Here is a 12,643-nt window from a genome sequence, read left to right on the forward strand (position 1 = left end):
GGACAACCATGCAAGGAGAGATCACAGGCACGATCATCGGCGTTGACGCTGTGGTGGTCGTCGCTGGCACCAACTCGCAAGTCCGCCGCATTATGAAAGTGGCGATCAAAGATGAAGACATTGAATGGACGCAAGATCCTAACGACAACCCAACGATCGCAGCGCTGCCTTTTGAACAAATTTTTTTCACCGACATGGACATCGGCACCGCCGTCGAGGTCGATGGTCCAGTACTGGTACGGCGCGTCGTCCCTGAAAGTGAGCGCGACGCCTTCGACCAAGGACTCAAGAAGCTCAATACGCGCATTCTTGGCGCCTTGCGGAAGTGGATCAACCACTATGGCTACAAAGATCATCGCGCGGCTTTGGAAGCAACGATCAAGGACTATCTGGCTGACCGCATCCCCATGCCGACGATGTATGACCGCATTCAACTTGAAGTCTTTGGTCCCGTGAACCAGCCCCCACTCAAAATGAAAAAACTTCGCGACGAGGTCAACCACTTGCTGGCAGCGCGGTGGGCCGTCGTCAAAACCAGTCAATTGCTGTTGTGGTTTGAGGACATCGACACCTTCAGCGTAGAAGGTAGTGCCACGCCGCAAGATGACGGCCCGCTAGAAGTGATTCACTTAGATAACGGCTCGATCGATGACTATTGGCAAAAGTGGCTCGACAAGACAAAAGCATAATTTGACTATATACCCCTACCCGTATATATTATACCTATAGGGGTATTTATTTTACAACAAAGGAGTCCAATACAAAATGTCTAATATCGATCCATCCACCATACTCACCCAACGCACTGACCAAACTGTGATCGTCGATGTCCGCGAAGCCGATGAATTTGCCTCCGGTCATGTGCCAGGTGCGATCAATGTTCCATTATCTGAACTTGTCGCTCGCCATCAAGAAATTCCTGACGGTGCTTACTTGATCTGCCAAACTGGCTCACGTTCAGCGATGGCAACGGAATTTTTGAATGCGAACGGCCAACACGTCACCAACATTCTCGGCGGCACGAGTGCTTGGCCAGAAGCCTTGGCGGTGTAGTCATGTTTGGATTATTTTCGAAAGTGCAGTCGATCACGCCACAACAATTGCGCTTGAAATTGCGCGATCGCCATAACTTGTTGCTCGACGTCCGCGAACCGGCAGAATACCGGGCGGGGCATATCGCCCAAGCGAAGAACGTGCCGCTGCGACGGATCAGCAGTTACACCCCACCAGCGAACACGCACCTATTTGTGATTTGTCAGTCAGGTGCCCGCTCTAAGCAAGCCTACAAAATTTTGCATCGCCAAGGCGCTGACGTCACTAACGTCTCTGGTGGTATGATGGCGTGGAAAGGAATGGTGCGCGCATGAGTAAAAAATATTTGATCGTCGGTGGCGTCGCCGCTGGGATGTCTGCGGCGACCCGATTACGCCGATTGCAAGAAAACGCTGAGATCATTGTCTTCGAACGTGGTCCGCATGTCTCATTTGCCAACTGTGGCTTGCCTTATTATCTCGGCGGCGAAATCGAAAACCGCGACGACTTGTTGGTGCAAACCCCAGCAAAACTTAAAGCCCGCTTCAACTTAGATGTCCGCGAAAACTCAGAAGTCGTTGCCATCGACTCGCAGCAGAAAACCATCACCGTCCAACCAAATGCTGGTGTTGAATATACGGAAACTTATGACGCCTTGATCTTAGCACCTGGTGCGCGTCCTGTGGTCCCACCGATCCCCGGACTTGATGCCGCAGACAATGTGTTCACTTTGCGGAATATTCCCGATATGGATGCGATCGAACAATTTATCAATGCCCATCAACCACAAACCGCTGTGGTGATCGGTGCTGGTGCCATCGGTTTGGAAATGACGGAAAGCCTCACCCAACGCGGACTCAAAGTAGCATTAGTCGATGCGCAATCGCATGTGTTACCCGCCTTAGATGAAGAAATGGCCCCAGCGTTGACGCAAGCACTCCAAAATCACGGCGTTGACTTACACTTAGGCGCGGCAGTCAATGCGATCGGCGATCACAACGTTACCTTGCAAGATGGCACGACGCTTTCTGCCGATCTCATCCTCATGAGCGTCGGCGTCAAACCTGAAACCACGCTCGCAAAAGCTGCAGGGTTACAACTTGACCCACACACTGGTGGCATCGCCGTTGACGACCACTATCAAACCAGTGCACCAGACATTTACGCTGTTGGTGATGCCATCGCGGTGCAAAATCAACTCACCCATGAATCTGCACAAATTTCTTTAGCCAGTCCTGCCAACCGCCAAGGCCGCCAAGTCGCCGACATTTTATCCGGCGTTCCCGCAATGAACCGTGGCGGCATCGGCACAGCAATCGTCCGCGTGTTTGATCAAGTGGCAGCGACGACTGGGCTCAACGAATCGCAAGCTCGTGCGGCAAACCTTGATTTCAAGGTCGTCCACACCATCGGCAAAGATCACGCCGCTTATTATCCAGATGCAGTCGGGATGAACTTGAAGCTCATTTTCAACAGTAAAACTGGCGCCTTGTATGGTGCTCAAGCAGTCGGTCCTCGCGGCGTGGACAAGCGTATCGACGTCCTCGCCACTGCGATCAAAGCCCACATGACGGTATTTGACTTGCAAGAGCTCGAACTCTCATACGCCCCACCATTCGGCGTTGCCAAAGATCCGGTGAATATGTTAGGCTATGTGGCAAGCAACGTGGTGTTAGGCTTGTCGGACACGATTCAATGGTCGGACTTGCCAAAAGCCTTGCGTTCAGGCAAAACGCTTCTGGATGTCCGCGACCGCGACGAATTTGCTGGCGGGCATTTTGAAGGTGCGGTGAATATTCCCCTTGACGAACTCCGCGACCGCCTCGACGAACTTGATCCTAGCAAGCCTTACATCGTCAGCTGTCAATCTGGCTTGCGCAGCTACAACGCTGAACGATTGCTTCGCGGCCACGGCTTCACCGTTGAAAACCTCGACGGTGCCATCAGCTTAGCGGCACCAGTATTACCTAATTTGATCACTCAGGAGTAATTCAATGACTTTACATTATGACAAAGCGATGGCCAATCGCCTCAAACGCGCTGACGGCCAACTGCAAGGCGTCATGCGAATGATGGACGCAGAAGCCGACTGTTCAGATGTCGTCACCCAATTAACTGCGGTGCGGTCAAGCCTCGACAAGTTGATCGGCGTGATCGTCGCTGAGAACTTGAAAGACTGCTTGATCAAAGGCGACCCAGAATCACAAGATGAAAAAATCGATCAAGCGATCAAGTTGATCGTGCGAAAATAAACATATCGGCCTCACCTGAAGTTTGTCGGGTGAGGCCGATATGTTTATTTTGTGCTTGCCTTCGAGCGACTCCAAGGTTCTATACTGAAAGAGAGAATTGGAGGTCATCGCGTGAAAAAAATTTTAATTGCTTATTACTCATGGTCTGGTCACACCAGCGCACTAGCCGCGCAACTGCAAGCCTTCACGCAAGCAGAGACTTACAAGATCGACGTCCCAGCAGGAACATTCTCCACTGACATGTACGAAACTTCAGATCAGGCAAAGGCCCAACGCCAAAGCGGACAATTGCCGACGTTGACGGAGCCACTTCCAGATGTCGCGCAGTATGACGTCATCTTAGTTGGCGGTCCGGTGTGGTCTGGGGCATTATCGACGCCGGTGCTGAGTTTTTTGGCGGCGTTGCCTGATTCACCAGCGGTATTGGCGCCGTTTTATACAGATGCAGGTGACGCCGGCAATTACGAAGCGGATTTTAAACGCGTAGCCGGTGCCCATCTTGTCGCACCAGGGCTTGATTCCGCTCATCCGCGCGTGGCTTCGGCGCAATTGCAACGCTGGCTTGAACAATTCAATTAAATCACTGATCAAAAAGGAAATCGCCGCAATTCAGAAATTTTTCTGAACCGTGGCGATTGGTTTTTTAATATTTGCCGTTGTCGCTAAATAAATAATAGAGTAAACTCCCGACCCCGACTAACGCGCAAACTGCGCCAACTATTGGGACGATGCGTCCGAACTGCGTGGTGGTCATGATGATGGCGCCGCCGATAAACAGGAAGCCGCCTGCTTGTAGGTTTTTCATATGTGGCCCTCCATTTACTTTTATCATATCATGTCAGGCCAGCTCACTGCGACTTTCGCGACATCAACCAGTTCCTAGCAGTTGTTAACGATCAACGGCTCCGACGCCGGATTTCACTGATTCCCATCATTGCTGAAAGCAAACCGATCCCTAACGTCGTCAAGATCGTTGTTTGTCGCTCTCCAGTGCGAGGATATCGAGTTTGATACCGGTGGGTCGTGGCTTGTGCAAAATGAACATCCGCTGGTGTTGAGCTTGATGGCGTTGTTTCATTAATGATTCGAGCTGTCGATAACTGAATTGGTCGTCGTTGAGAATGGTTGTGCGTTTGGGTTTCCACCGCGGATACGATCGACGACTTTGCCCCTTTATCGATTACAGTTGCGTCTGCATCAGCAATCTTTGCCGTTTGTCGATGATCATCGTAATCAGGTGCACTCACGCTAAGTGCAGGTCCAACTTTGGTGATGGTCTCGCTGGATTCATCGTCATCAGACGCGCCGACGCGGAATGTAGGAACTGTCTGGGTCACTTCGGCTTTTTCAGGTTCGCGATTGTCATAGTAATCTGACGCGCTCACGCTAAGTGCTGGTCCCACTTTGGTGACGGTCCCGTTGCCATCATCGTCATCAGACGCCCCGACGCTGACTGTAGGAACTGTCTGACTCACTTCAGTTTCTTCAGGTGCACGATGATCATAGTACTCTGATGCACTCACGCTAAGCGCTGGTCCCACTTTGGTGATGGTCCCGCGGTGATCATAATATTCAGAAGCGCTCACGCTGACTGCAGGGGCTGACTTGATTACTTCGTCTACTTGAGGAGTGCGATTATCATAGTAATGGGATGCATTGACGCTAAGTGCTGGTCCGACTTTAGTCACTTTTTGACGGTGATCAGCTGCAACAACACTGTCTCCCTTTTCATGGGTTTGAGTTCCTGTCGGCGACTGCTTGGAATGGGGTTGAGAAGTTTGACTTTGAACGACCGCGTCCTTTTGAACGTAAACCACCGTGCTGCCTGCCGCAGATCGCACTGTCACGTTGGCAGCATCAGCATGAACATCACTAATTTGGCGACTCGCCAATTGATAGCCAGCTGGTAATGTCAACGCGACATCATCAGCGTTGATTGTAATGGCAAAAACTGCGGCGCCACTATCTGCGTCCAAAACGTTAACAATGCGCGTAACTGGCTTTGTCACAGTAGTCTCCGTCTTACTAGTTGGTGCATCTGGCAATAGAATCGCTGCCGTCAACAAATCATCAGCGGAAAATGTCTGTGGTGCAGTGAAACTTGGTAAATCTGTAATTTCAGTCATTCGCGTCGCCAAATTCATCGGCATCTCGATATTGCAAGTCAGCACTTGTAATGTATCTGGTTTTGCAAATGTCCGATGAAGATAGCCAGCAACGGCAGTTAAAGTGTGTTTGGTGTTGTTGCCGATGGAATCTGGGGTTTTGGTAGCTGATGCATTGCTTTCTTGGTTTGAACTCAGTGATGCGATGAAGTCATCAATAGCACTAGAAATATGATCACGCGCATATTCTTTTGCTTCATCTGCAGCATCTTGATCAGCATCCGCACGATCTTGAGCATCATTTAATTTCGCAGTGGAATCGTAAAGCACATCCGCTTCTTGAGTCAGTTGCGCATCAACAACTTGCAGTTGATCGCGTTGTTCATTCAAAAGATCATAAGTCGTCAACAACGCATTTGCGCGATCAGCGTTTTGATCGGATGATGCTTGCCGGGCGATCAATTCCTTGGCTTCTGCTAACAACGCCTGGCGCTTTGCATTTAATTGCTCATATTTTGTTGCGTCAAAAGCGGTGGGGGCGTCTTTTTGTACTGCCTTTTGAAGTTGCGCATATAAATTTGCAAATTGTGTTTGACTCGCTTTGATTGCAGCTGCGGTTGCCTGTAATTGTAGTTGGGTCGTCTTTAATTGCTGGTAGCGAGTTTGCAATGTCGAAGATTCTGCATCAGTCGTATTTTTAGGGTCATAAGTTGACAGGGCTTGTTGATAACTGGTCAGATCTTGTTTAAAGTTTGCTTGTTCAGTTGCAAATGTCGTTAAAGCTTGTTGGTAAGTTGATTCACTGGCATTATATTGCGCAATTTGAATTGCTAAAGTGGATTGCTGACTCGGTTGTTGTGCCGCGTTATAGGCATCTGCTTCCAATTGATATTGCGCGGTTTGCTCATTGTGGGCTTGAACCAGTTGTTGCGTCTTGGCTTGCGCCGCTTCAAAATTATCTTTTTCGGTAGCATAGGTATCGACTGCCTGTGTGTACGCCTGTGCTTTGGTATCAAGCGCTTGTTGATGTTGATCATATTGTGTCTGTTTTGCGTCAAGTTCGGACTGTCTCTGAGCGACAACTTGTGCACTTGCATCTGCTTGTAACTGAGTGGAGACAACACTTTGGAGCTGTTGTTGAATGGTTGGGTCAGTGGGTACAGCTGGTTCGGTATCACTCGAGTCACCACTAGTACTTGATTGATTCTCATCAAGATCTGACCCACCAGCTTCTGATGATAGTGCAGTCGAATCGTGATTAGATGCAGGCGCATCGGTCAACGTGGCCGCCGGTTCTGACGTTGTCGCTTTAGGTGCTGTGACCCCACTAGCCACTGAATCAGAGACAGTGGTGTCTTCGTTAGTTGTTGAGAGTTGATTCCCAACTGCAGTGACTGTTGGTTGTGAACTAAAATCTTGCTCATCTGCGGCAACTTTTTGTCCAGTTGTCAATAAGCCTGCTGCAGCAAGCGCCAGTGCTGTCTCGATTCCTACTTTCATCCCCAGATCCCCCATGATCTTATTATTACTTTAATTAAAGCACTTTCTTTCTCGGGATTCAGTAGAAATTAATCGTAACATTACTTCTCTTTCTTTCGCATCAACACCCACAGCGCAACTCCTAACAACTCTGCCGCAACTAAATACGCACCACGCTGGGCAAGGATCAAGGCAGGGAACGATTGATGCAGCGCACTCACCACTGCATGCCCTGCCTCATGGGACAACACCGCATAGTAAATCGCGCTCGACAAGCTCACCCCAAGCATCATCCCCAACTCCCGCGCCAGTGAATTCACCGACCCCACCGCACCGCGGTGTTCAGCGTCGACACCAGTCATGATCCGGGTGTTTGAAGCGGTGGTGAACAACGCAGTGCCGATCACTGACAAAATCGACCAACCGATCAACCACCAAGGTTCTCCGCCGCCATTCATTGCGACCATTCCCAGTTGCGCGACCAACATCACGATCATCCCTGCCGTCATCAACCGCGACTGTCCAAAATGATCAACGAAAACACCAGCTAATGGATTTGCCACAAGCGCAACAACAGGCCCTGCCATCAACACGAGACCAGTTACTCGACTATCAAGGCTGACAACCAGTTGCAAATATATTGGGCCCAGCAACACAAAGGCATAAGCCGCGATAAAACTAAGAAAACTCGCCAGCAATGGTGCACCCACTGTCCCTCGCGTCAACAATTTCAAATCAAGCAACGGCGCTGAATGCTTTTTTTCATGCCGCAACCACAAATACACGCCTGCACTCAACAACAAGAAGCCGCGCAGTAACCACACTGGCTGCGTGGTCGTCGATACCGCGTAAAAGCCGCTGGCCAACACCAATAAACCGATGGCGCCGCCCCAATCAAACGCAGCTTTTTTCACTTGCGGAGAATTCTTCGGCAATGCCCATAAGGAAATGATCAAACACACCACCCCGATCGGGACATTCAACCAAAAGATCTCCCGCCAGCCCCAAGTCGCAAGAATCAAGCCGCCAAGTCCCGGCCCTGCAAGCGCCCCTAGCGAAATAAAAATACTTTCGATTCCAAATGCCCGACCAAGTTGTTGCGGCGGAAACAAGTCTGTCACTACCGCATAGCTCGTTGCCATCGTCATACTCGCCCCAATAGCTTGCACGACGCGGCCAACTAACACCCAAGTCAATACATCAAACGCCCCTGCCAACCACGACCCCACCACAAAACCTGCAGTTCCCAGTTGAAATAACCGCGTGCGCCCAATGCGATCGCCGAGTTGACCAAACGGCAACAACAACGCACTGATGGTGATCAAATACACACTGATCACCAAATTTACTGACGCCGTTCCTTCTTGTAGCGCTCGCGCCATCGTCGGCACCGCGATCGTCACAATACTTCCATCGACCACCACCATAAAGAAAAACATGCCCAACACCCCAAGGCCGAGCCACCGCTTTGCTTCTGTCATGACGACACCTCCTCTAAGGTAGGGACAGTATATGGCGGAAAGCGAGATCTGGCAAATTTGAAGCATCGCGGTATCATAATTCTTTTCATCACTATTTATTGTTTTAATCGAGCAATCGAATTAATTGAGTCTACATTCTCTGGTACTGATGACATAAGTCGAAAAAAAGAGCCAGTACCTTTCACTACCGACCCCAATGAAGCATATTCTAGGTTAAGCGCGAGCCGCACGACGACGGCTGTGCTTGTAACGCTCAGGATTCTGTTTAGCATCTTGAATCCGACGAACAAAGTGCCAAATCATGAAGATGACAAACGCGGCGACCAAGAAGTCTAAACCAATCATCAACCATTGCCACCATGCGAAGGCATAATGCACTTTAGCACCTGGGGCAACTCCGTTAAATACCGCTGAATTGACCGTGGTGTATGCTAAGTCGTGAATCGCACGCCGTTGCATCTTCAGTGCAGTTGGGCTAGTTGTATCCGCAGGCTTGGTGTTCGCAATAAAACTCATCATTAACCAGAGATCCCCACCTGCACGGGTCATTTGATCCATCAAGTTTTGGTTCATCCCAATCAGGTCAGTGATTGTCGTGCCTGTGAAACCCCACTCTTTACGAAGTACCGCTGTCTGCAAGGCATAGTTTGCATACCCTGGCGTGGTGCCGACACAAGACTGCGTGGTCATCAACCCAGTCGCAGCAGGCATTATCTTCGTTGCCAACTTACCATCAGATGTTGTATAACGCACATGCATCTTCGCAGATTTAACTGCAATTTCAAAGCCCTTCAAATAGACTTCACGCATCGTCTGCTCATCAGCCCAAGTATTCAAGAAGTACTGTCGATTTGTTTCTTCATCGTTTAAAGCAAAATGTTTGATGAAGGTGTATAAGCCTTCATCGCCTGCCCCGCCAATTTCAGATGCCGCCATTTTACCAGTTAACACTGGATCTTCAGAGAAGTATTCAAGATTACGGCCAGCAAAAGGTGAACGATGAATATTCATCCCAGGTGCATACCAGCCACTTAAACCAGCGGTTAAAGCTTCTTGACCAATTGCCTGCCCGACTTTACGAATCAACGGTTGATTCCAAGTAGCAGCAAATACAGGCTTGCTCATCCAAGAACTGGTTTGTAAGTTACGGAATTTCAAACCAGTATCGCCATCTTGTTCCCATGTCGTCGGCTTTCCAATGGCATTAAGCTTACTAGTCGTATAACCTGAGGCAAACAACATCTTAGAAATTTGCTTCGCGTCTTTGCTGTAATCGATTTGATTCAACAATTTATCCCATTCAGGATCGTTATAAGATTTACCACGTAGATCTGATAACGTCACATCGTTATCTTCACCAGATTTTGGTGCAGTGCTTGAGTAGACTTTGCTACCTTTAACGTTACCAAGTTCTTGATCAGTTTTATAGTTGAACGTACTTGATGCTTTAATCGCAGCAACAACATCAGCACCCGCCGCTTTTTGACGGCCAGCTTGTTGCTTGGGAAAACTCTTATCCCAAGCAGTACGTGACATGATGGTGGAGTATTTCCTCATATAGTCAGTTTCTTGTTGGAACTGATTTGTCGCAGCGGTAACTTTTGAGGCTTTAATACCAGTTGCGACTTGGGCATCTTTTTCGCTTTGACGGGGATGTTTGTTGTTATACCAAATCGTCTTGTCCTGATGATAAGTCTTCGTATCAATCACGTCATGACTATTATTCCGCAGAGAAATGCCATAGTTCCCTGCATCTAACATATAGGCGCCTCGACTACCATCATCATTTTTCATCAAATAAGCATATGAGGCCATGTCTTCAATCGGATAACTCAATTTCAGTGTTTGGGTTTCACCAGGTGCCAGAGACTTGGTCTTTGAAAAGGCCGCCAGATTAACATCAGATTTTTCGATTTGTAACTTTTGATCGAGTTTGGTATACGGTGCTGAGTAATAAAGCTGTACAACATCCTTACCTGCCCGTTTACCAGTATTCTGAACGCTTACTGCGACTTGTACTTTTCCATTTTTGACATTGTACTTGGCAATGTGCTGATTAAAGGAGGTGTAGCTTAAACCATAGCCGAATGGATACGCAACAGCACCTGCTTGCTTGATAGCGCCGGTATTAGTTAAGCTACCATAAGTAAAGCTTTTGTCCATTTTTGCGGCAGTTTCGTAGTAACGATATCCGCTATAAATGCCTTCTTGATATTCCAAGTAATATGCAGGAAATTTTTGGATTGGGTCCCACGAAGACATATTTTTCCGAGTGACGTTTGTATAATTAAATTCACCCATATTTTGATATGTTGGATCTTTGGTAAAGTCACTCGCATAAGTATCAGATAAGCGACCCGATGGATCTACAACCCCTGATAAGATCTTAGCCAGGGACAAGAAGCCTTGAGACCCTGGGTTGCCCATCCAGACAATAGCGTCTGCTTCATACTCACCTTGCATCAAAGGCGTCAATTCCATAGCGTTAGAAGATACGATCACTGCAACGACCTTTTTATTTTGGGCCTTAGCTGCTTGGATCGTTTGTTTTTCTGATTGCGATAATGCCAAATAGTGACGGGTACCGTCGCTATAGCCATCCATCTTCTTATCGGCACCTTCATTACCTTGCCGAGTGATAAATACAAGTGCGGTTGATTGATCATTACGCTTGATATCAGAATAAATACCAGCATCATATCCATATATCGTGCTGTCGTTGGACAAAATCCCAGCACCCACCGCTTTGCTCGTTCCTTTGGCCTCAGTCAACTTCTGGACCTTGGCATTATTCATTGCTTTGACAGCCGCTTGATTGACATTGAAATACTGCTTCAAAGCCGCATTAGGTGTGATGTTGTTAGCAGTGCTGGCAGATGCCGCACCCGTCCCAGTGTATGCCGGATGTGTATAGGCATAACCATAAGGCGTCACTTCAGAAGCTTTCTTAAGTGGCAACGCCCCATCATTTTTCAGAAGCACTTCACCTTCATCACCAACTTTGCGTGCCACTTGCTCAGCGTTTTGCCGTGCAGTAGTGGTGTTGGTAGTCTTCAGCGGATAATAGTTCGCATTGAGTTTACTACTTTTTTCCGTATTGGTGACCTTACGCGCACCACTGCCCATATAGCTGGCAATAATGCCGGAGTTGCTGAACAACATCACGCTGGCGACTGCAAATAGAGCAGTCAAAATGACCAACCAAGGTGTCCATAAGCCGATAAACCAGCCATTGCGCATCTTTAGACGCTTTTTCCCTTTCTTTTTCCAAGCCATGATAAGCCCTCCAATTAGTTAAATTTATACACGTGCCGCAGCACTTTGTAACACCCCACTGTGGTGAGCCTACCAACGGTACCTGGCAAGTTCACACTGCGTCCGATCAAGCTATGCCGAACGCGATGATATAATTGCGGTTCTTGATGTTTCATGTTTTGCCATAATGCTTGTTTGCGCGAAAGACTGATCTGACTCCCATCATGGAGTAATAATACTGATGAGATCCCGGTAATAATAGCAACATAATGGGCGAGATACCGACGCAACGCCGGTTCGACTTGCGCTTGCATCGCTTGATAATCTTGCATCAGGCGGTGATTAATTGCGAGTTGTTGGTCAATGCGACCAAACATTACTTTTTCATTGACTGATTGACCAACCCGTCCGATCACATATTGATATAAATCCAAATCCCAATATCGAATGGTGTGAACTGCGATCAGCGGCTCAAACACAAACAGTGAATCTTCATAATAAGTGTGCGCCGGGAGATTCAAGTTCACCTCTCGTAATAATTGCGTCCGGTAAGTCACTGAATGCATCAAGAAATATTTTCCGACTCGCAGTTTCACGCGTTCCCAACCAAAAATTTCATGTTGTGGGACCTCACGACGAAACCGCATCGGTCGTTGATTATGTTTTGCTTTATCATAAACATAATTGGTCAACGCCAAGTCGATCAACGGCGAGGCCGCTAGTTCTGATAGCCACTGCTTAAAAGCAACAGGCGCCAGCCAATCATCAGAATCGACCACTTTAAAGTATGTCCCAGAGGCTTCAGCCAGTCCTGAATTGATTGCTGCCCCGTGACCGCCGTTTACCTGATGGATCACCTGAACATTGCGATTTTGCCCGGCATATTCGTCGGCAATTTCCCCAGTATGATCGATTGACCCGTCATCGACGATAATGATCTCCACTGTTGGGCCACCGACAAGCAATGAGTCAACGCAGCGGTTTAATTCTTTTTCGGCATTATACGCCGGAACAACCACAGTTAATAACGACATTCTCA

General features: G+C 48.4%; 11 protein-coding genes. 6 read left to right on the forward strand and 5 right to left on the reverse strand.

Annotated features, from left to right (window positions below):
- Positions 1 to 8: 8 nt before the first annotated feature.
- The 6 genes from EKM92_RS02120 to EKM92_RS02145 all read left to right on the forward strand — a co-directional run bounded on the left by EKM92_RS02120 (position 9) and on the right by EKM92_RS02145 (position 3,863).
- Positions 9 to 689, forward strand: coding sequence for a hypothetical protein (locus tag EKM92_RS02120; RefSeq protein WP_125707393.1), 681 nt, complete (start codon positions 9 to 11; stop codon positions 687 to 689).
- A gap of 76 nt (positions 690 to 765) precedes the next feature.
- Positions 766 to 1,053 (forward strand): rhodanese-like domain-containing protein, encoded by a 288-nt coding sequence (locus EKM92_RS02125; protein ID WP_125707395.1) that lies wholly within the window; start codon positions 766 to 768, stop codon positions 1,051 to 1,053.
- A 2-nt stretch (positions 1,054 to 1,055) separates the two neighbouring features.
- On the forward strand, positions 1,056 to 1,367 hold the full coding sequence (locus EKM92_RS02130; RefSeq protein WP_125707397.1) for a rhodanese-like domain-containing protein: 312 nt from the start codon (positions 1,056 to 1,058) through the stop codon (positions 1,365 to 1,367).
- Complete coding sequence (locus EKM92_RS02135) at positions 1,364 to 3,022, forward strand: FAD-dependent oxidoreductase (protein ID WP_125707399.1); 1,659 nt, start codon at positions 1,364 to 1,366, stop codon at positions 3,020 to 3,022. The genes EKM92_RS02130 and EKM92_RS02135 overlap by 4 nt, the downstream gene beginning before the upstream one ends.
- A 4-nt stretch (positions 3,023 to 3,026) precedes the next feature.
- Positions 3,027 to 3,284 carry a metal-sensitive transcriptional regulator gene (locus EKM92_RS02140; RefSeq protein WP_125707401.1) on the forward strand — a complete coding sequence of 86 codons (258 nt, stop codon included), beginning with the start codon at positions 3,027 to 3,029 and terminating at the stop codon, positions 3,282 to 3,284.
- A gap of 111 nt (positions 3,285 to 3,395) precedes the next feature.
- Positions 3,396 to 3,863, forward strand: a complete 468-nt coding sequence (locus EKM92_RS02145; RefSeq protein ID WP_164509864.1) for a flavodoxin — start codon at positions 3,396 to 3,398, stop codon at positions 3,861 to 3,863.
- Between the two features lie 64 nt (positions 3,864 to 3,927).
- Here the strand turns inward: EKM92_RS02145 and EKM92_RS13540 are convergent, their stop codons facing one another.
- The 5 genes from EKM92_RS13540 to EKM92_RS02165 form a co-directional block, all read right to left on the reverse strand.
- Positions 3,928 to 4,089 (reverse strand): hypothetical protein, encoded by a 162-nt coding sequence (locus EKM92_RS13540; protein ID WP_164509865.1) that lies wholly within the window; start codon positions 4,087 to 4,089, stop codon positions 3,928 to 3,930.
- Between the two features lie 91 nt (positions 4,090 to 4,180).
- A complete protein-coding gene (locus EKM92_RS02150) occupies positions 4,181 to 6,889 on the reverse strand; it encodes a coiled-coil domain-containing protein (protein WP_125707405.1) in 2,709 nt (902 codons plus the stop codon).
- Positions 6,890 to 6,969: 80 nt separating this feature from the next.
- A complete protein-coding gene (locus EKM92_RS02155) occupies positions 6,970 to 8,349 on the reverse strand; it encodes an MFS transporter (RefSeq protein WP_225420698.1) in 1,380 nt (459 codons plus the stop codon).
- A 213-nt stretch (positions 8,350 to 8,562) separates the two neighbouring features.
- A complete protein-coding gene (locus EKM92_RS02160) occupies positions 8,563 to 11,625 on the reverse strand; it encodes a glycoside hydrolase family 3 C-terminal domain-containing protein (RefSeq protein ID WP_125707409.1) in 3,063 nt (1,020 codons plus the stop codon).
- 14 nt (positions 11,626 to 11,639) lie between these two features.
- Positions 11,640 to 12,638: a glycosyltransferase family 2 protein gene (locus EKM92_RS02165; protein WP_125707410.1), complete on the reverse strand. Its 999-nt coding sequence runs from the start codon at positions 12,636 to 12,638 to the stop codon at positions 11,640 to 11,642.
- Positions 12,639 to 12,643: the final 5 nt, after the last annotated feature.

Origin of the sequence: Lacticaseibacillus porcinae, assembly GCF_003946305.1 — a bacterium.
Classification (GTDB): Bacteria; Bacillota; Bacilli; order Lactobacillales; family Lactobacillaceae; genus Lacticaseibacillus; species Lacticaseibacillus porcinae.